20 protein-coding genes are annotated in these 20,136 nt (G+C 60.4%); 7 read left to right on the plus strand and 13 right to left on the minus strand.

Features of this window, described 5'->3' with window-relative positions; translation table 11 throughout:
- Positions 1–2: 2 nt before the first annotated feature.
- The 3 genes from HPY55_01015 to HPY55_01025 all read left to right on the plus strand — a co-directional run bounded on the left by HPY55_01015 (position 3) and on the right by HPY55_01025 (position 2,626).
- A complete protein-coding gene (locus HPY55_01015; GenBank protein ID NPV69210.1) occupies positions 3–797 on the plus strand; it encodes a BtpA/SgcQ family protein in 795 nt (264 codons plus the stop codon).
- Between the two features lie 170 nt (positions 798–967).
- Entirely contained in the window at positions 968–2,257 is a 1,290-nt protein-coding gene (locus HPY55_01020; protein ID NPV69211.1) for a DUF3644 domain-containing protein, read from the plus strand.
- Positions 2,258–2,323: 66 nt separating this feature from the next.
- Positions 2,324–2,626, plus strand: a complete 303-nt coding sequence (locus HPY55_01025) for a hypothetical protein (GenBank protein NPV69212.1) — start codon at positions 2,324–2,326, stop codon at positions 2,624–2,626.
- A gap of 51 nt (positions 2,627–2,677) precedes the next feature.
- Here HPY55_01025 and HPY55_01030 read toward each other — a convergent pair whose 3' ends face one another.
- From HPY55_01030 to HPY55_01060, 7 genes are all read right to left on the minus strand, one after another.
- On the minus strand, positions 2,678–3,685 hold the full coding sequence (locus HPY55_01030) for an MBL fold metallo-hydrolase (GenBank protein NPV69213.1): 1,008 nt from the start codon (positions 3,683–3,685) through the stop codon (positions 2,678–2,680).
- Between the two features lie 130 nt (positions 3,686–3,815).
- Positions 3,816–4,028, minus strand: a complete 213-nt coding sequence (locus tag HPY55_01035) for a hypothetical protein (GenBank protein ID NPV69214.1) — start codon at positions 4,026–4,028, stop codon at positions 3,816–3,818.
- 229 nt (positions 4,029–4,257) lie between these two features.
- Complete coding sequence (locus HPY55_01040; GenBank protein NPV69215.1) at positions 4,258–4,974, minus strand: P-loop NTPase; 717 nt, start codon at positions 4,972–4,974, stop codon at positions 4,258–4,260.
- A gap of 119 nt (positions 4,975–5,093) precedes the next feature.
- Positions 5,094–5,618, minus strand: coding sequence for a hypothetical protein (locus tag HPY55_01045; GenBank protein NPV69216.1), 525 nt, complete (start codon positions 5,616–5,618; stop codon positions 5,094–5,096).
- A gap of 25 nt (positions 5,619–5,643) precedes the next feature.
- Complete coding sequence (locus HPY55_01050) at positions 5,644–6,888, minus strand: Glu/Leu/Phe/Val dehydrogenase (GenBank protein NPV69217.1); 1,245 nt, start codon at positions 6,886–6,888, stop codon at positions 5,644–5,646.
- 170 nt (positions 6,889–7,058) lie between these two features.
- The gene (locus tag HPY55_01055) at positions 7,059–7,769 is read right to left on the minus strand and encodes a response regulator transcription factor (protein ID NPV69218.1); all 711 of its coding nucleotides are present in this window, start codon (positions 7,767–7,769) and stop codon (positions 7,059–7,061) included.
- On the minus strand, positions 7,766–8,989 hold the full coding sequence (locus HPY55_01060; protein NPV69219.1) for a hypothetical protein: 1,224 nt from the start codon (positions 8,987–8,989) through the stop codon (positions 7,766–7,768). The genes HPY55_01055 and HPY55_01060 overlap by 4 nt, the downstream gene beginning before the upstream one ends.
- A gap of 232 nt (positions 8,990–9,221) precedes the next feature.
- Here HPY55_01060 and HPY55_01065 point away from each other — a divergent pair, with 232 nt between their 5' ends.
- The 4 genes from HPY55_01065 to HPY55_01080 are packed head-to-tail and all read left to right on the plus strand — an operon-like array spanning position 9,222 to position 14,276.
- The gene (locus HPY55_01065; GenBank protein NPV69220.1) at positions 9,222–12,188 is read left to right on the plus strand and encodes a sigma 54-interacting transcriptional regulator; all 2,967 of its coding nucleotides are present in this window, start codon (positions 9,222–9,224) and stop codon (positions 12,186–12,188) included.
- On the plus strand, positions 12,185–12,676 hold the full coding sequence (locus HPY55_01070; GenBank protein NPV69221.1) for a PTS sugar transporter subunit IIA: 492 nt from the start codon (positions 12,185–12,187) through the stop codon (positions 12,674–12,676). Before HPY55_01065 ends, HPY55_01070 begins: the two co-directional genes overlap by 4 nt.
- A 6-nt stretch (positions 12,677–12,682) precedes the next feature.
- A complete protein-coding gene (locus HPY55_01075) occupies positions 12,683–12,976 on the plus strand; it encodes a PTS sugar transporter subunit IIB (protein ID NPV69222.1) in 294 nt (97 codons plus the stop codon).
- A 49-nt stretch (positions 12,977–13,025) separates the two neighbouring features.
- Positions 13,026–14,276 carry a PTS galactitol transporter subunit IIC gene (locus HPY55_01080; protein NPV69223.1) on the plus strand — a complete coding sequence of 417 codons (1,251 nt, stop codon included), beginning with the start codon at positions 13,026–13,028 and terminating at the stop codon, positions 14,274–14,276.
- Positions 14,277–14,587: 311 nt separating this feature from the next.
- On the opposite strand, the gene HPY55_01085 is transcribed toward HPY55_01080, so the two are convergent.
- The 6 genes from HPY55_01085 to HPY55_01110 form a co-directional block, all read right to left on the minus strand.
- Entirely contained in the window at positions 14,588–15,964 is a 1,377-nt protein-coding gene (locus HPY55_01085; GenBank protein NPV69224.1) for a MerR family transcriptional regulator, read from the minus strand.
- A gap of 171 nt (positions 15,965–16,135) precedes the next feature.
- Positions 16,136–16,549, minus strand: a complete 414-nt coding sequence (locus HPY55_01090) for a PTS sugar transporter subunit IIA (GenBank protein NPV69225.1) — start codon at positions 16,547–16,549, stop codon at positions 16,136–16,138.
- Positions 16,546–17,412 carry a class II fructose-bisphosphate aldolase gene (locus HPY55_01095; protein NPV69226.1) on the minus strand — a complete coding sequence of 289 codons (867 nt, stop codon included), beginning with the start codon at positions 17,410–17,412 and terminating at the stop codon, positions 16,546–16,548. The genes HPY55_01090 and HPY55_01095 overlap by 4 nt, the downstream gene beginning before the upstream one ends.
- 35 nt (positions 17,413–17,447) lie before the next feature.
- On the minus strand, positions 17,448–18,497 hold the full coding sequence (locus HPY55_01100) for an alcohol dehydrogenase catalytic domain-containing protein (GenBank protein NPV69227.1): 1,050 nt from the start codon (positions 18,495–18,497) through the stop codon (positions 17,448–17,450).
- 56 nt (positions 18,498–18,553) lie between these two features.
- Entirely contained in the window at positions 18,554–19,369 is an 816-nt protein-coding gene (locus tag HPY55_01105; protein ID NPV69228.1) for a PTS system mannose/fructose/sorbose family transporter subunit IID, read from the minus strand.
- Positions 19,359–20,120 carry a PTS sugar transporter subunit IIC gene (locus HPY55_01110; GenBank protein NPV69229.1) on the minus strand — a complete coding sequence of 254 codons (762 nt, stop codon included), beginning with the start codon at positions 20,118–20,120 and terminating at the stop codon, positions 19,359–19,361. Before HPY55_01110 ends, HPY55_01105 begins: the two co-directional genes overlap by 11 nt.
- Positions 20,121–20,136: the final 16 nt, after the last annotated feature.

A 20,136-nucleotide genomic window follows, 5' to 3' on the forward strand; every position in this document is an offset into this window, starting at 1 on the left:
GATTGGATTTCGGGAAAGTGTTCGGCACTGAGAAGCCCATCATAGGGCTGGTCCACCTCCCACCGCTGCCGGGGGCGCCAAAGTTCGAGGCTGGAACCAGGATGAAGGACCTGGTGAAGACGGCGGTCAAGGACGCGAAGGCTCTCAAGGAAGCCGGCTTTGACGCGATGATCTTCGCCAACGAGGGTGACTACCCGTACTCCAACCCGGTCGGGCTCGAGACTGTGGCTGCGTACGCGCGTATAGCCACCGAAGTGATAGACAAGGTCAAGATGCCGTACGGCGTCGGCTGCCTGATCGACCCCAAGGCGACGTTCGCCCTCGCGAGAGCGCTCGACGCCCAGTTCGTCAGGACGTACATGTCCGGTGTGTTCGCCAGCCTGTTCGGACTCGAGGTGTTCAACCCAGGCGACATCGCGCGCTACATCAAGAGCATAGATGCGGGTTCGATCCCAATGTTCTTGAACCTCACGCCGCACGCCGGCACATCACTCGACAAGCGCGAGTTCCTATCGCTGATAGACGGGGCCCTGTTCATGCTCGGGCCCGAGGTCGTGCTGATGCCAGGCCCGCGCGCGGGGCTCCCGCCGGACCTCGCGCTGCTCAAGGAGGCCAAGAAGAGATATCCCAAGGTGAAGATCATGGTCTCCAGCGGCGTAACTCCGGCCAACGTCAAAGAGGCGCTGGAGTACGGAGACGGCATACTCGTCGGGACCAACGTCAAAGTCGACGGCTACATCTTCAACCCGATCGACCCGGCGAGGTGCGAGGCGTTAATGAAAGCCGCGGGGCGGTAACCTGCTCGGTAAGCTATGCTGAGTGTAATCGAAGCACCACGGTAGACCGTGGTGCTTCGTCACTTATGGAAGCCGTAAGTATTGTCGTCTGTGCTCACAGGTGCGAGGGTAGAGATGGTGGGTGATTGCTAGGACTTCCAATTATGGTAGAATTGAATAGGGTGAGCGTTATGAAAACTGACAAAACCCTACCTATTAGGAAATCATATGAATTCTTTCTGGAAAGACACAAGACGGGTATTCCTTTTACGCTTGAAGAGATTCAGTGTGCTACCGGGTGGCGTCGTAACACCGTCAGAACCTATGTGACAAAGAAATGGGACGGCTTTCTTACGAGGAACGGTGGGCAGTATGTCGTGGCACAGCCCTTGCCCTACACGGAAGAGGAGTACGTCCGCCTGATGTCTCAGAAGCAGGCCTTAAGCAGAGACCCGCGTAAACCGGACTTTCCCTTGGAAACCGAACGCTTAGTAGCAAAAGCAAGAGAAGCCGCGGTGCTAGCCCTCGATATCTATAATCGCCCGGGAACGCTGTTCCGAACGCAGGGTTTCATCGTAATGATGGTTATCGCTTGGACCGCTCTGTTTCATGCTGTTTTTGAGAAACGAGGCATATCGTACATATACGAGAAAGATGGCTCCCCGGTAGTTGTAGATGGCGACCCCAAGGCATGGGGCATTGGGGATTGTATGGATCGCTATTTCGGCTCGTCGAATTCGCCCATAAGGCGCAACCTCGATTTCATCATCGGACTCCGGAACAAGATCGAACACAGGTATGTTCCAGCAATCGATCCACACGTAGGAGGCGAGTGTCAGGCGCTTTTGATGAACTTCGATGACCTGCTTACGAGCGAATTTGGCGACTACTACGCCCTGCGAGAAACCATGTCTGTGCCTCTCCAAACCTCGACTATCCGCCCGCAAGGACAGATGGAAGCCATGAAGCGGTTTCAAGGTAAGCAATATGATGAGATCAAGGACTACATTGACGGTTTCAGAGCGGAACTGCCGACCGAAGTCTATCAGGATCCTCGATTCAGTTTTCGAGTCTACCTGGTGCCGCGAATTGGCAATCACGAGAGTTCGTCGGACCTAGCGATCGAGTTCCTGAAGTACGATCCCTCTAACCCGGAATTCCTTGACGTTACCAGGAAAATCGCACTCATACGGGATCGCAGAGTGGAGGTTCTGAACCGAGGAAAATTCCGGCCGTCAACTGTCGCTCAGATAGTCGCGAAGAAGATCGGCCGCCCGTTCAGCATACATAACCACACGCAAGCTTGGAAGCTCTTCGGCGTAAGGAAACCGGGCGAAGATCCGGCAGGGTGCAAAACGGAGTACTGTCAGTTTGACGAGCCTCACAGCGACTATATCTACACGCAAAAGTGGATAGATTTCCTGGTCCTCAAACTGTCCGACGAGCAGGAATACAATCGGGTCGTCTCCTTCAAGTGGTGAAGCGGACGCACACACCCGTGAGCCGAGCGGTAACGGGGTAGTAGCGTGGGAGGGGCCGGCAAACAAATGGACGATATCTCGGTTCGACGATGGCTTAGAGAAAACGGCTACGAAGATGTTGCAGAAATGATAGACGCTGTCATCGCTGAATGGCAGGCTGCTGGAAACAAGACCAGACGCAACTGGTGGTTGGTCTTGGCTGGCGGCAGGAACGGAAAACCACGGAGAATAATGGGGCGGGTATTCCCGGTACTAAAGGTTGCCCAAGTCAGACAGGGCATCCCGGTCACATCCAACGCCATCTCACGGACAGTTGACGAGAAAGCCCCCAGGATTAAGCCGACTAACCGCTGGCCGAAACCGAAGTAGACCATTGTCAGGAGTCCGGACTCTTCTAGGTCTTCCTAGTCATACAACTTTCTACGGCTTCACCATTAGGCATCCGACGAACCCCTTGATGCTGTTGTTGATGAACGACACTTCCCGCGCCTTGACGCCCCCCGCAAACCGGTGAAACATCTCGAGGTGCCTGTCTTCGTTCAGCAGGTTCCTGAACACGGCGGAGATGGTCTCGTCAGGCGAAGCGCCGGCGGTACGCTGCTCGTCCAGCGTCCGTGCGGCCACCGACTTCCACAGCCCAAGCTGCTTCCTGTGGAGGTCCATCAGAAACCCGGGCCTCCTCGAATACCCGAAGTGACCGTAGCACATGACCGAAGCCTCATGGTTCCGCAGCTCCTCCACCGACCGCACGCTCACGTCGTAGAAAAACCTCGGGGGGGTCGCCGGCCTGATGTACGGGAGGAAGTCCTCGCCGTCCTCCTCAGGCGGGCCGCCCCCTTCCCACGTGTATAGCCCGAGCGCCTCCCCCGCGAACATTACCTTCTCGTCCCCGAGGTCGTAGATGAACGAGAAGTGATGGGGCGCGTGGCCCGGCGTTTCAATCACCCGGAGGCCTTCCACGGAGGAGCCGTCAGGCCGGAGGTTACCCGCCGGGACCGGAGCTATCGGGCCGTACGCACTCGCCAGTTCCCGCAGCGTTTGAATGCTCGCCTGCATGAGCCGGGATGGCTCGATCAGGTGCGGGTGGCCCTTGGGGTGGGCGATGACCATCGCCTCCGGGTGGTACGCCAGGAAATCGCCGAGACCGCCCATGTGGTCGATGTGCGCGTGGGTCAGCAAGACGTAGTCGACCCGGTTCACGCCCAGAGCCTTCAGACCGGAAACGAGGTCCGGCACCGTCGCGGCAGGGCCGACGTCAACAACGGTGTTCTTACCCCTCGCGGCGTCGACGATGACCCACGGGGTTATGAAATGGTCAAGCCCAGGTACTACCGGCGGCATATCGAGCCTGTAGAGGGCTCCTCCCCGTGTCTCCAAAACCTCGACTGCGGACGGCAGGCCTGCCGTGGTCCGGAATTGACTGTTCACGAAATCCACCTCTCATCGATCTAGGCCCTACATCCCTATTCGACGGCAATTCCCCGCCCCTCCTGTGACCGGCAGACGGGGTCACCGTCGTTCCGTTCTCGTCCGTGTAGGAAAAAAGCCCTGAACTCCTTCATCCTCGTGAAGCGCCGGTTCTGGATAATGGTTCTGTCGCCTTCCAGCGCGCACCGGCCGCGCACGCCTCAAGGCACAGCCAGCATTTCTCCGGGCAGAGGTCCTCCTCGCACAATGGGTCCGGCTCGAGCGGCAGGCCGGTGATGATCGAGACGAGATCGACGCGGTTCCCGTACTTGGGGGTTATGCCAAGGGAGTTCTTGCCCGGCACGCCAAGCCCGGCCACTGCCGCGGCGTGGCGATGTTTCCCTGGGGGTGGGCAACCTGGACTGCGGCCATGCTACACCCTCCACGGCATCCAGTCAATGAGGGTGTTCTTTGCCTGTGATGTTCTTTGCCATGCTCGCCTTCCGTCCCTCAATTGATGCGCTCCAGAACTCGCTCTTCACGGACATGTTTCTCAGGGGGAACAATGTCGAAAAGGGACGCTACGCAGGAAGTTATGGGCCCTGATCTGACAGCAGCTTCCGTGCGGTTCTCACGCTCCTGTCCCACAACTCGCCAAAACGGCGCTGCCACTCCCGTGAGACCGAGGAGATGGCAATCCCCCGTGCATGCAACTCCGCCACCTTGTCGCTATCCGGGATGCACATCAGTACCGGAAGCCCTTTGGCCTGGCAGTAGTCCAGTGGTTCGCGAGTCCCCAGGTCGTACCGGTTAACCACAACACCGTACGGCATGCCGAGCGGCCTGAGCATCTCCAGAGCGTTGGTCAGGTCATTCAAACCGGATGGCGTTGCCTCAATCACCAGAATGCAGAATTGACACCCCTTGACCGATTCAACGGCGGGCTCCGATACCCCGCCAGGGCAATCGAGGACTGTGGCGTCGCCCGTCCACGATGATTCCTTGATCTGCCTTATCAACAGCGACGGCGCCGCTTGGCCCGGAGTCAGCCTGCCCTGCACAATCGCTATGCCGGATCGAACCCCCCGGCATATCTCACCTATTCTTCTCGGGGTACAGTCCGGCGCTGGCACTACAACATCACGCATAACCTCCCAGGCCGGGTTCATGAGTAAATGGACGGCCGGGTTCTCCACATTGCAGTCAACGAGGCAGATCGGCAGTCCGCGCATGCCCAGCGCCACGGCTATGTTTACAGCAACAGTCGTTTTCCCAGCCCGATCCCGACCGCCCGCAACGCAGACCCTCACGGCCCCTCACCTCGCAAACCGGGGCGGGCCGCCATGTGCCCGGCAGCCTGCCCGCGTTTTACCCCGTCTTTCTTCCAGATGGAGCCGCACCTGCCGCACGGTATCGCGCATGCCGTTCGCTACACCGACCTGCGCCGGACCCAGACCCTCAGGGCGGGAGCCCAGAGAGAGTGAACGGCGGCGCCCAACCCCCTCCTCATGCTTACATCCTCGTCTTCGATGACCTGAACATCCATGAAACCTGCGGACAGGTCCGGGCCCAGACCGGTAACCTCGACCAGCATCCGGGGAAGGGCGCCATTTATCCTGGAGACGATGGATTCAAGCGCCGCCGTGCGGCATGCGACGCTGACTATCAACACCACGGGGAACGACGCGGACCCACAATCGTTCCCTTCCAGACCCAGGACGTAAGCTTCGCTGATGTTCCCATCCAGTGCCGCCACGGAATCCGCCAGATTATGCGCGCACGAGTAGGCGAAGTATCCCAGGGCCCACTCGTCATGAGCCGCCAGCCTGGAAAGAAGCGCATCCACGCCGGCGCAACCCGCCTTCTCGACCGCAAACTGCAGGCCTTGCCTGACCGCTGCCTCTACGATGCCTTCCACGTTGATCGAAACCACATTCTCCAATGGAATTGCCATCGATCTCCAACCTCCTCATCAACACTCAAGCAGCCAGGGAGAAGCGGGCAAGGGCCGCTTCGGCCACTCTCTTTATCCCGAGCATGTAGGCCGCTATTCGCAAGGAACATCCCATTTCGCTCGAGACGGCCCAAACCTCACCGCAGGCCTTTCCCATCAGGTCCTCGAGCCTCGCCATTACGTCACCGAGCGACCATTGCAGGCACTGAAGGTTCTGGACCCATTCGAAATAAGACACCATCACCCCGCCGGCATTAGCCAGAATGTCAGGGACAACGACTACGCCCTTGCCATTCAGGATTTCGTCGGCACCAAAGGTAGTGGGGCCATTTGCTCCCTCGACAATGATCCTGGCTCTCACGTCGCCGGCGTTGGATTCCGTTAATTGGGCCTCAACCGCCGCAGGGATGAGTACGTCGACGTCCAGGGTAAGGATCTCATCCCCTGTGATCTGGCGGACGCCCGCTGATTCATACCCCTCCAGTAACCCGGATGTCGTACTCGACACGTAGCCCAAAAGATCCGGGATATCGAAACCTCCCTTGAGATAAATGGCCTCCGAGACATCGCTCACTGCAACGATCCTGCAACCGGCATCGTGAAGGAACTTCGCCGCCCACGACCCAACCTTGCCGAAGCCCTGGATTGCCACCGTACACCCTGCGGGGTTCTTCCCTGCCCTGCGGAGCGCGTGCAGTGCGACAGACGCGACGCCGCGCCCGGTTGCCTCTCTTCGCCCATGTGAACCGCCCAGCACCAACGGCTTGCCCGTAACGCTCGCCCGTGACCAGACGGCTCCGCCCTGAGCCAGTTCATCGACGATCCAGGACATGACTCTCTCATCCGTATTCACGTCTGGAGCAGGAATATCCACCTGAGGCCCGATGAGTGGACCCATCATTCTCGCATAGTTCCTGGTCAATTGCTCCAGTTCAGGTTTCGACATACTCCTGGGGTCACAGGAAATGCCACCTTTGGCTCCTCCATAGGGTAGGCCGACTACGGAGCATTTCCATGTCATTAGCGCGGCAAGAGCCCTTACCTCGTCCAGGTCCACACTGACGTGATACCTGATCCCCCCCTTGTAGGGGCCCCGAACGCTGGAGTGCTGCACGCGATAACCCTGGAATGTCCTCAGAGTCCCATCGTCCATGACAACGGGGACTGTGACTGCGACCTCCCTCTCCGGGGAGGCGAGGAGGGTACGGAGACCCGGATCGAGCCCCAATTTTGTGACGGCGCTCTCATAAGCCAGGTTGACGCTTTCCATAAGGGCATTACCAGCCAGACCGATCACCCCCGACCTGTGACGTCAATGAAACCGGTTCCGGTCCAATAATAACGGCAGGACCGTGAAAACCGCATAAAAAGGCCACGGGTCGACGTAAAAAAGGCGTGAAAAACCGGGAAATGAGGAAAGGAATCTGGTGGTGGACAGGCTCAGGCGGTGCTGGGCGCGGCAAAGGAGTACCCGATGCCAGGGCTCGATAGAATGATCCTGGGGTTTGAAGGATCAACCTCGATTTTCAGCCGGAGGTGGCGAATGTACGCCCGGAGATACTCGAGTTCATCCCTGTATTCGGGCCCCCATACAAGGCTCAACAGCTCCTCGTGAAGCATCACCCGCCCGGCGTTTATCGCCAGGTGATAGAGAAGGTTATACTCCGTATGTGTGAGCTTTATCTCCGTTGTCCCACGGAACACCCTTCTCTGGGAAAAGCTGACAAGAAGGTCTCCGGCTCTCAGGTCCGTCGCTGAGCTGCTGAGATGCCTGCCGCCTGCACGCTTCAGCATTGCCTTGACCCGTTCAATCAGCTCCGCCGAGCTGAAGGGTTTAGTCACGTAGTCGTCGGCGCCACTATGAAATCCTTCGATCTTCTCGTGTTCACGCGCCTTGGCGGTGAGCATGATGACCGGGACATCCGAGAATTCACGGATCCTCCGGCACAGCGAGTAACCGTCCCCATCGGGCAACATCAAGTCCAACACGACGAGGTCAGGCATCTGCCTTTCGACAGCCGAAAGGCCGTCACGGGCAGTGAGCGCGTACGAAACGCGGTAGCCGACGGATTCGAGATTCGCTCTGAGCAGTCGAACGATCTTGGCCTCGTCCTCTATCACCAGGATCTTTTCCCCGTTCGCGGAACTCATTTGGGCTCCTCCCCACCCGCTTCAACCGGGAGAGTGAAGTATACGGTCGTCCCCTTACCTTCGACGCTCTCCGCCCAGATACGGCCTCCGTGCCCTTCCACCAGTTGCCGCGCTATTGGGAGACCGAGCCCGACCCCATTGACCCGCTCAAGTGAGCCGATCCTGAAGAATTTCTCGAACAGCCTGTTGAGATGCTCGGGCGGGATGCCCCTTCCCTGATCGGCAACGGCAATCACCACGCGGTCAGGAAGGACTCTACCGCTGACCACAATGAGGCCCCCGTCCGGAGAGTACTTGACGGCGTTGTCCAGCAGGTTATAGATAACCTGCTCAATCCTGAGGGGATCTACCACGGCCACCGGGAAACCGGGCTCGAAGTCTATCACAAACGTGTGTTTGGCGCTTTTCACGCCTATCTTCGAGACGGCGTCCGAAACCAGCCTCGGCATTACCGTCGGGCATTTCTCCAGAGAGACGTTGCCTGTCTCCATCGCCGCCATATCCAGGATGCTGGACACCATCTTCTCGAGCTTATCGCTCTCGTCGCTGATAACCTGCAAGAACTCCAGTCTGGTTTGCTCATCCCATGTGACGTCGCTTCGCAAGAGTGCGGTAACGTAGCCCTTTATGCCGGCAAGCGGCGTCCTCATTTCATGTGAGAGCGTGGTCACCATTTCGGACCGCATCATTTGCAGGCGCCGCAAGGCGCGGTCCTCTATCCCGGCCTCCATGGATTCGAGCGAGCGCAAGGCAGTAGACCCCAGGTGGACCACGAAAGCCAGGGTGTTGAGGATCTCGCCTTCCCCGCGATCACTCAGCGCAGTGGAATGAACAACCATGGCCATGTCGTCCCCCTTCCGGGTTGGCGCCGACAATCCGTAGAAGGTGGAGCCATCCGCAAGCCGGCGAGTTAAAGCTTTCTTCGTCGCAAGCACATCCGTAATGAACGCCGTGAGGTCTGCTTCGACGCCCGGCTCAACCGGGGTTTCCGGATATGAGGCGATTCTGCTGAGTTTCCATTCGCCGACCTCTCGCACGTAACATGCGCAGTAGCGGACCGCGGGTATCTCAGCCAGGGCGCGGCAGACCTCACTCAGGCAATAGCCGGGGTCTCCCCACCGGGCGAGGGCCTCGCAGAGGCTGTGGAGAACGGGAATTGAAGTGATCTGCGCCTCGCGTGGAACTGGGCCAGACTCCTGCAGTCTCCCTGAGTCATTCAAGACCATCACACCTCAAGCACCATTATAGCGCCTGGGACACTTCCTTGTCTTTCACTACCCGATTGACAAATCCGACCGCTTATTGTCACAATTGTTAGGCGCGATGTGTGGCCACCGGTTGTCGATCGGCGGACATCAAAAACCCTTCGGAGCCTGCCCATTCGCAGAAGGCGCCACCACTGCGGACCTGTTGGTACGGCAATTGCGTGTACATGAGAGTGAGGTGTTCCGCTTGACGGTCAACGCTCAGTCAATCCAGGACGTCATAGCCGGAGAAGACCCGAGAAGACCTTTCAGCGACCGGGAGATCGCAGAGCGGTTGTCAATTAGCCGTTCAATGGTTACTCTCATGCGGAAATCGGCCGGCATCGCCGATTCCCGGGCGCGCCTGCAGGCCCACCTCGTTTCCGCGATAGGAGAAGTCGCAGGCAACCGGCGCCTGAGTAACCGTGAACTGACCCTCCGCCTAAGGCAGCAGGGCTACAGTGTATCCAGGTCTGTCGTGAAGAAGACTGCTGAAACCCTGGGGCACGACCAGGTGTCCCACGGCGCTTCCGTGGAATCTGAGATGCCCGCAGCAGTGCCCAACACGCCCACGATTGCGCACAGGGGTACGAGACCCGCGGGAAAGGTGGACGAAGACGACCCGTTCTCTCGCTTGCTGGGCAGCAGCGGGAGCCTCAAGCCAATAATCCAGCAGGCGAAGGCGGCGGTACTCTACCCACCGCACGGCCTGCATACGCTTATCCTGGGTCCCGCAGGCGTCGGCAAGAACGAGCTGGCCGAGGCGATGTATCACTTCGCACAGGACATTCGTGGTCGCGCCATCCCGTTCGTCACTTTCAATTGCGCAGACTACGCCGAAAACCCCCAGCTGCTCCTTTCGCAGCTTTTCGGACACGTGAAGGGCGCATACACCGGCGCGGAAGCCGGCAAGATTGGACTGGTCGAGAAGGCGGATGGCGGTATAGTCTTCCTCGACGAGATTCACCGTCTCCCCGCGGAGGGCCAGGAGATCCTCTTCCACCTCATGGACCGCGGCAGGTTCCGCCGGCTTGGAGAGACCGAGACCCATCGACATGCCGATGTAATGCTGATAGCTGCGACCACCGAGGACCCGCAGGCCTCGTTGCTGGGGACGTTCCGCCGGAGGATTCCCATGATGATCGAGGTCCCGGCGCTCGCGGACCGGCCGCTGGCCGAGCGCGCCGAGATGATCAGGCGCTTCTCCAGGGAGGAGGCCGTGCGCACGGGTACGGCCGTTCGCCTGATGAAAGACGCCTTCCAGGCATTCATGCTCTATGATTGCCCGGGAAACGTGGGCCAGCTCAAGAGCGACATCCAGGTGGCCTGCGCCCGCGGGTTTCTCGTGCACGTCACCGAAGCCACGCCGAGCGTAGAAATAGACGCCTCCCAGCTGCCCAGCCACGTCCGGCGCGGGCTGCTCAAGCTTCCGGGTCATCGCCAGGAAATCGAGAACCTGGCCTCGGGCGACCTTACGATCCTGCCCGGCAAGGGGGAGCTCGCCCCGGCAAAAGACGATCTGTACACCCTCCCCGGCGACATATACCAGTACATCGAACAGAGGTACGAGGAACTTCGCCGGGGCGGCTTCGCCGATTCCGAAATCAACACGCTGCTGGGCGCCGAGCTCGACGTCCAGTTCCGCCGCCACCTGAAACAGGTAGGGTCGCGCTCACAACAGGTTACCCGGGAGGACCTGGTCAGCGTGGTTGGCCGCGACATAGTGGGCCTGGTGGAGACCATTCTCCAGCGCGCACGCTCGAGATACCCACAGCTGGACCAGCACCTGTTCTATTGCCTGGCAATGCACCTGAGCGCCGCGGTCGAGCGCCTCCGCCAGGGGAAGCCCATCGTGAACCCTCACCTCGACGAGGTCAAGAAGGAATACGTGGCTGAGTTCAGCCTGGCCACCGAGATGCTCGAGATGATCAACAGGCGCCTCGGACTGAACTTCCCCGAGGACGAGGCGGGGTTCCTCGCGATGTACCTGCGAGGCTCCTTGATGAAAGACGAGGGTCCCAGGGAAGGCCGCGTCGGCGTGGTGGTCATCACCCACGGGAAAGTGGCAAGCAGCATGGTGGACGTGGCTGCAAGGCTCCTCGGCGCCTCCCACGCGAGGTGCGTCGAGATGTCCCTCGATGAAGACCCAGAAGGCGCTCTTGCCCGGGCGATCTCCGCCGTAAAGGACGCCGATGAGGGCAAAGGGGTCCTGTTGCTGGTGGATATGGGGTCTTTGCTCACCTTCGGCGAGATCATATCTGAACGTACCGGCATTCGGACGCGGACCGTTGACCGGATCGACACCCTCATGGTCATCGAGGCAATTCGCAGGGCGGATCTTCCCTCAGCTTCCCTCGACGAGCTCGCCGAGAACCTTGTCGCCTATCGCGGGTCGCTCGTGAAGGGAGAACGAGGCCTTGCCCCCACCGCCACGAAGACGATACTCACCCTGTGCCTGACCGGCAAGGGTGCTGCCGTGCGGCTCCAGAGCTTCCTGGAGCGGGTTCTCGAAGGACAGAACGTCGAGGTGCTGCCGCTGGGCGCGGTCACTCAGAAGGACGTGAACGCCGAGATCGCGCGCCTGTCGCGCGAACATCACATCGCGGCCATCGTGGGAACGGTGGACCCCGGTGTCCGCGGCATTCCGTTCATCCCCGTGGAGCAAGTGATGGCCATCGGCGACCCGGGCGAGGTGAGGAGGGCGCTCGGGGTCTCGCAGCCGTCCGCCGCCGATTTCCTGGTCGATGATTTCCTGGTCCCCCAGGCTGACTGGTCAACCCGGCAGGAGGTGCTGGATGGGCTGACGTCGCTTGTCATCAACGCCGGCTTCGTAACACAGGCATTCGCGACCGACGTGTACCGGCGCGAGCTGTCCGGCCCGACGGTAATCGAGGGCGAAGTGGCCATTCCCCACGGTGATCCCTCCAGTGTGATCAGGCCCGCCATAGCCGTGGCCAGCCTTGCGGCTCCGGTGGACTGGGCCGGCTACAGGGTCAGACTTGTGTGCCTTCTCGCCCTGGGGACCCTGGGCAAAGAGGGATTCCGGACCATACGCCGGCTGCTTGGGCCCGGCGACCACCTCGAACGCCTCAAGTCCGCCAGGACCAGGTCGGAAATGAGGGCCGCCATCGAATGCGGATTGGGTTTGCAGGAGGAGCGTGCTGATTCGATATGACCGATTGTTCGCTGCTGGTTTCACCTGCTCTAGTAAGGGTTGGTCTACAGGTTTCCTCGAGCGACCAGGTTCTGGATGAGCTGTCCACCCTGCTGGAACAGAACGGGGCGGTGAAACCATCGTACCGCCAGGCCGTCAGGGAGCGTGAACGGCTGTATCCTACCGGATTACCAACCAGGGAGGTGGGTGTGGCGATTCCCCACGCAGATGCCCAGCATGTTCTCAAACCGGCGATTGCGCTGGCGACGCTGGTAAACCCGGTGAGATTCGCCTGCATGGGCAACCCGGACACGCCGGTGGATGTCGGGGTGGTCCTCATGCTGGCCGTCAAGGATGCCGGTGGACAGGTGGGGATCCTGCAGAAGCTGGTGGAGGTCTTTCAGGCGCCGGGTTTCCTGCTGGAGCTGAGGTCGCAGCCGGATTCCACAGCCGCCGCCTCGATGCTGGAGGCGCGTCTCGGAAGCACTCCGGGCCAGGAAAGGGGGTGAAAACGGGTGCGGGTTGTCAAACGTATCCTCGTCGCGTGTGGGACGGGCATAGCCACGTCCACGATGGTCGCCGACAAAGTAGCCGAGGCCTGCCGGAGCGCTGGGATCCAGGCTGACATAACGCAGTGCAAGGCGATAGAAGTCCCTTCGTATGCCGGCCAGGGAGTCGACCTTATCGTGACTACCACGCCGGTGTCGCCCAAGACCAAGGTCCCGGTCGTGAACGCCCTGCCATACCTGACGGGGATCGGCGCGGACGAGGTTTCCAAGCAGATCATCGAAAAGCTCAGGCACTCTTGAATGACCTTGCGCGGAATCGTACCAAGCAAATTCAGAGGAGGCGAGACGGATGTCGGTAATCAAGTTCATCCTTGACCTGGGCGCGACCGTAATGCTCCCGATCATCATTTTCGTACTCGGACTGGCGCTCGGGCAGAAGCCGGGGAAAGCGTTTAGATCCGGCGTCGTCATCGGAATCGGCTTCGTCGGTATAGGACTGGTCATCGGCGTATTGTGTGGGAACCTCGGCCCGGCTGCACAGGCGATGGTTAAGCGGCTGGGTATTCAATTGAATGTTGTTGACGTGGGTTGGCCGGCGGCCGCCGCAATCGCATTCGCATCGCAAGTTGGCGCCCTTGTCATCCCGGTCGGACTGGCAGTGAACGTCCTGATGCTTGCCACACGCACCACCCGGACGGTCAACGTAGACCTGTGGAATTTCTGGCACTTCGCGTTCACCGGCGCTCTCGTGACCGCGGCGACTAACAAGCTGTGGCTGGGGTTGGTTGCGGCCGCAGTGAACGCGGCGATCGTGTTGAAGCTCGGCGACTGGACTGCGCCCATGGTGCAGGAGTTCTACGGCGTACCCGGCATCTCGCTGCCCCACGGTTTCTCGGCAGCGTACGTCCCGATCGCAATCCCGCTCAACAAGGTCATCGACGCCATCCCGGGTCTCAACAAGATTTCAATTGATGCGGAATCGATACAGGAAAGATACGGAGTCGTAGGCGACCCCACCATCCTGGGGCTCGTGCTCGGGCTCATCCTCGGCCTGCTTGCAGGCTACGACTTGAAGCAGATGCTGAACCTGTCGATGTCGATGGCGGCCGTCATGTTCCTGATGCCCCGCATGGTCAAGATACTGATGGAGGGCCTGCTGCCCGTATCAGAAGCCGCGAGGGAGTTCATGCAGAAGCGGTTCGGAGGACGCTCGTTCTACATCGGTCTTGACTCGGCGATCGCCGTGGGTCACCCGGCGGCAATAGCGACAGCGATCATTCTCGTGCCCATCACCATCCTTCTCGCCGCAGTAATCCCCGGCAACCGGGTTCTCCCGTTTGGCGACTTGGCCACGATTCCGTTCATGGTTGCCATGGTGGCCCCGATCGTGCGCGGGAACGTGTTCCGCTCGGTGCTCATCGGCGCAATCGTCATCGGTGTAGGCCTGCTGATAGCCACAAACGTTTCGCCATTGCACACTCAGGCAGCCATCGAGGCACAGTTCAAATTCCCGGAGGGCGCAAGCCTCATATCCAGCATCTGTGACGGCGCGAACCCGCTGACGTGGCTATTGCTCAAGATAGCGTCGATCTTCGGCTGAACCGTCTGAGGCGACAATGTGGCTGTTTGGTCGCGGACCAGGCGGCGCGTGAGCGACGAAGGGGCCGTCCCATAGGTAGATGGGATGGCCCCTGGGCTTTTGCGGCCAAGTCGGCTACAGATCGCAGTCCAGCAGGTTGGATAGCAATACCGCGGCCAGTTCGTTGACCCTGATTATGGGGGAACTTGCCGCCAGCATGTGCAATCCTGGTGAGTCGAGGCCACGATCCGCCTATACCGTCGATCACGTATGGGCCCGACCAGATTAACGAATCCTGGGAAGTGAAGGCGGCAGCCCTCAATCGGCTCCTGTCATTTCACATCGTACCGCAACCAGACGGCGCCGCCCTCCAATTGCCCGACATGCACAAACCTCAGGTCGATAGCATTCTCACCAGCCGCCAGGTCTGTGGCCCGGAAGATCGAACTCGGCGAGGCGCCCCCGACGATGGTGGGGTAAACCAGGATGCTGACCTCGGAAACGAGCCCTGCGCGCAACAGGACCGCGTTCAGCGTGCCGCCGCTGTCAACCCGGACCACCTTCACTCCGTAACGCGTATTGATCTCCTCGAGCGCGGCCCGGAAGTCGACGTGGTCGTCGCCGGCGATTATATAGTCAACATGCCTGTGCCTCAGATACTCGAGGTAATCCACCGGAGTGATCCTTGAGCACAGTACTACTGCTTCCCGCCAGTAGGGCTGCGTCCTCCAGTGGTGCCACGAGCGTATCCTACCCCTGCTGTCAGGAACCACAAGCAGTGGACGGGTGTCGCCTGGAACCCGGGCCGGCCGCTCGAACGCCTTCTGGTCTTCTTGAGGCACTTCCCCCGGGGCACTGAGCAAGGTGTCGGCCCCGACAAGCGTGGCGTCTTCTTTCCAGTGAGCGACCAGCCCGTAGAACTGACCGAGATCGGGAATAAACCCGCTGACCCGTTCAAGATCCGTAAGGGTAGAAAGCCAGCGGTCTGTGGCGTAATACACATCATCGTCCGGGGAGGGGGTGTTCAACAGCTGACGAAGGCCATCCCTCTGACCGGAGTCGAGGAGCCTCAGCATGCGCAGGATGGACATAGTGCTGTATCTCGCCTGTCTCAGCATTCGGATTATCCTGATGCGGTCGATATCCGCCCCGCTATAGAGGCGATACCCGTTATCGGGGTGCCGCCGGATTCGCACCAGACCGTTGCGCTCCCAGTTCCGTAGCATATCGGTTGTCACGTTGAGTCGCATGGCTACTTCACCGATACGAAGGCAGCCGACGCCGGCGGGTCCGGCAGCTGCTGCGCCCGGTGTTTCCCTGGCCCAACGCTCGAGGGATCCGGCAGCAGCCTCGGCCTGGGCCATCTCGGAGCGTACCAGAGCGAGCAGGTAGTGGGCTTTATCGAGGGCACCCTCGAGATTCCCCAACTTGGACGATTCAATGAGTCCGAGCCCCGTCCTGCGTATGTCGCCCCCCAGCCAGGTGCAACGCAGGGTCATCCAGACTACCCGAATATGTTCGAGGTGGGCCTCAGTGAAGAGCCTGTAGCCGGCCGGGCTACGCGGGACAGGGGGCAAAAACCCCAGGGCTTCATACAGGCGAACCGTGTTGGGGTGGACCCCGATGACCCTCGCGATATCCGACGTCCGCAGGTACTTAACCGGGGCCTTCCTGTGCGTACGGGTTCTGCGGCCCGGTATCGCAGGCATCCGCCACTTCCCCTTCATTGTTGTCTGTTCCGCACGCGCGTTTGCCCGTACTCCTTCTATCCGGGCTTCAGACTCACCTCCCGGGGGGCTACGACCTTCTTGAAGTTCGTCCTGTCCCGTTGTCATTAGTTTGAAGCCGGCGCCCGGAGGCACCGGCTTCCTCACCACTGTTTACTCTACCTGTTGCTCCGTCAGCCGTAGTCTGACGTCGACGACACCCGCGTGACCCGCGTTGACCGCGATGGCGGCAAGGTCCCTCGCGGAGTTGCCAACCCGGTTCATGAGCACCTCGAGAATCAGCGGGAGGTTCGCCCCGGCAACGCATTGGTACCCGTGCCGCTCCGCGAGGAAAGCGGCGACGTTCATGGGTGTTCCCCCCAGCAGGTCGCATAGGAGGAGGATGCCGTCTTCCCCCGAGGCGACACCGGCGATCGCGGCCTCGACCTTGTCCTTGAAACTCTCGGGGGTGTCCTGGGGCGAGAGCTCCACCGCCGCAATGCCCTTCTGCCGGCCGGCTATCATCTGAGCAGCGTCCACGAGGCCGCCGGCGAACCTGCCGTGCCCAAGAACGACTATCCCGGTCACTGGCATCCACACCCGAGCCAGGCCTTGCCTGCGGCCCCCAGGGTCTGAATCTTGTCCCTCGCGGTCTCCTTGAATGCGCGGTTCGCCGCGCCCCAGATCGCGGGAGCGAACAGCTTGTCGAACTCCTGAGTCCTGGCCATTTCCTTTACCTTTTCGCGGATCGGGATCTGCAGGTCGGTAAATATGTTCACCTTCGCGACCCCGAGACCCAGGGTTTTCTCTAGCCCGGGCGTCTGGGAACCGCCGTGAATAACCAGGGGGATTTTCACGAGCCCGGCGATCTCTTTAAGTCGCTCAACGTATATCTTTGGTTCGAATCTGTACATGCCGTGAGCCGTCCCGACGGCGACCGCCAAAGCGTCCACCCCTGTCTCAGCCACGAACCGTTCGGCCTCACGCGGATCCGTCAAACCTTTTTCAACGTCGGTTTCATCGCCCTCACCCACGCCCACGTGGCCGATCTCGGCCTCGACCCCCACGCCGCAGGCATGTGCGACTTCAACGACCCGTCGAGTGACCTCGGCGTTCCTGGTGTACTCGTACTCGGAGCCGTCGATCATGACCGACGTAAAGCCCGCACGGATGCAGCGCACGATCAGGTCGAAGGACTTTCCGTGGTCATAGTGGAGGGCAACCGGAACACCAGCGAGTTCCGAGGCCGCCCTGGCGATAGCGGCAAAATACTCGGGAGCGATCTTCGTTATCGTCGGTTCCGCGATCTCGAGAAGGCACGGGGCCCTCTCCTCCTCACAGACCTCGAGGATAACCTGCGTACTCTGTAGATCCGTCACGTTGAACGCGGGAATCGCGTAGCCGTTGGCCCTCGCGTGCTTCAACAGGCCGATCATGTTTACGAGACTCACCGGGAACACCCCCATCCAGTCATCGGGCCCTCATCTCAATCCAGCGAGACAATGACTCTATAAGTGTCGGGTCTCAGGGCCGCTTCGAACGCTTCCTGGGCCTTATCCAGGGGGTAGACGCCCGAGATGAGCGAACGGACGCTTACTGCCGCCGAGGAGAGCATCTCTGTCGCCCTCAGGAAGTCGTCCCTGCTCTGGCTCATGGTCCCGATTATCTCGTACTCGTTATGGTGAACCTTGTTTACGTCCAGCGCCGCGGTTACAGGCGGATAGAACGCAGCGTACAGCACCAGGCGCCCGCCGCTCGTCAATGACTTGATGCCCTGAGCTATGGCGGCCTCTCCGCCACCCGTGATGAACACGACGTCCGCACCGTATCCCGAGGTCATGTCCTTGACCGTTTTTGGCATGTCACCGTCGTTCGGGTCAATCACTGCGGCCGCGGGGAGGTTCTCGAGCGCGAACTTCCTGCGATCCGGGTTCGGCTCGCTCACGATGACACGGCAACCCATCATGCCTGCGAGTTTTGAGTGGAGGGCTCCCATGACGCCCGCGCCTATCACCAGCACCGACTCGCCGAACATAAGCCTGCTCCGGGTGATCGATCTGACCACGCAGGACAGGGGCTCGGATAACGAGGCCTCCTCGAATGGCAGGTTGGGCGACACCGGGTAGACCTGGTATCTCGGGGCTATGACATACTGCCCGAGGCCGCCCGGTCCGAAGATCTCCCCGGGGGTCCTTCCTTTGTGCATGTTCTTGCAGAGGTTGTCGAAGCCGGTTCGGCAATTCCGGCATTGCCCGCAGCGCTCGATCCGCGCGACGGAAACGTGGTCTCCGGGCTTTATGGATTCAACTACACCGGGACCGACTTCCTCGACCACTCCCGCAAACTCGTGCCCGCCCAAAAATGGGTAGTAGTCCTGCTGGGCACCGCTAAACGCCCTCTGTTCCCACGTGCACAGGGCGCACGCGCGCACTCTGATGAGGACTTCCCCCGCGCCGGGGGAGCTGCGCGGGACGCCGGCGAGCCGAGTTTTCCTCGGACCCTCGATTACCAGGGCCTTGAACGTCTTGTCTGCCATCACGGTTCCTCCCATGCCTTCGCCTTCTTCCGGAACACTCCCCGGGGTCTGTGTTTCTAGAATACCTTGATGAGACTACCGATAACGCCTGTCACGACGAGAATGACCATGACCGTGATCGGGTTGCGTCCCTTGCGCAGGAGCCATAGAGTCCCGAGCGTAAGGGCGAGGGGCAGCAGTCCGGGCATGATCTTGTTGAGAACGTCCTGTATTACGACATTCGTCTGGCCGATCTTAATCGCCAGCTTGGTGCTGAGCGTAACGAACCTGCCGACGAGGCCGCCGAGGACCATGGCGCCCACAATGCCCGACCCGTTCACGAGGTCCTGTAACCTGCCGCTTTCGAGGATTCGCTCAACCGCCGCCTTGCCGAGCCTGTAGCCCTGGCTGAACATGGTGTACGCAATACCCCAGATCGCGGCGGCGACGAGCAGTACGTACACGAGCGGACCTGCGAGATTCCCTTCCCTGGCGAGCCCCACACCGATCGCTATGAGGATCGGGGCGAGCGTCCCCTGAGTGATGCTGTCGCCCACTCCGGCCAGCGGTCCCATGAGGCCCATTTTCAAGGAGTTTATCGCCTCATCGGAGATGGGAGCCCCGCCTGCCCTCTGCTCCTCCATGGCGCCGGTTATGCCGTGGATCACGTGGCCGACGTTCGGCTCGGTGTTGAAGAACACCAGGTGGCGCTTGAGCGCTGCGGATATCTCTTCCCTGGTGTGATAGAGCTTCCGGATAACCGGCGTCATGGAGTGCGCGAATCCAAGCGCCTGCAGCCGCTCGTAGTTGTAGCACGAGTGTGAGAAGAACGTCCAGAGCAGCCACGACTTAGTAAGATCGCTCCGGCTGAGCCGCCTTTCCTCACCCTTCATTCTGAACGCCTCCCTTCGCCGTCGCCTGGATCATCAGGAAAGCGAGCACCGCGGCAAAGGCGCCCACCGCGACTATGTCGAGCTTGAGGTAGACGACCAGGAAGAACCCCAGAAGAAAATAGGCAATAGTGCCCGGCCGCGATATGCCCATGAGGTTCATCGCAATGCCCAGCGCGGGAAGCATGCCGCCTACAACCATGAGGGCCTTCAGCACCCCCTGGCCAAGAAGGTCAATGAACCCCTTCACGGCAGCCGGCCCATAGAGCACCGCGAAGTATACGGGGAAAAAGCTGATTACGAACAGCAGTATCTGTGGGGGCACCACGTTGCAGAACACCACGCCGTTGATGTTACCGTCTTCCGCGTACCGGTCCGCCCAGTGTACGAAGATGGCTCCGCCGGTCATCCTCACGAACCAGATGACGGTTCCCAGCAGGCCGATCGGCACGGCGAGCGCGAGGGCCGCGTTGACATCAATACCGGAGGCAAGGGCAAGAGCGGTTCCGACGTAACCCGCCAGCGCGGGGTCCCCCGGAAGAGCCCCACCTGCCGAGATAAAGCCGAGGTAGATCAGGTTGATCGTCGCCCCGATGATTGCACCCTGAACGGGATTCCCGAGTACGAACCCCACCAGGGTGCCAGCGACTAGAGGCCTGTACAAGGTCCAGTACCCAAGGCCCATGAGCCACGGGCCTTGTGCCAGATAGTAAAACAACGCGATCAGGCCAGCCTGAAAAGCACTGATGTGCACAGTCTGTTTCCTCCCT

The sequence above is a fragment of the Bacillota bacterium genome (assembly GCA_013178305.1).
In the GTDB taxonomy this organism is placed as follows: Bacteria; Bacillota; Sulfobacillia; order JABLXB01; family JABLXB01; genus JABLXB01.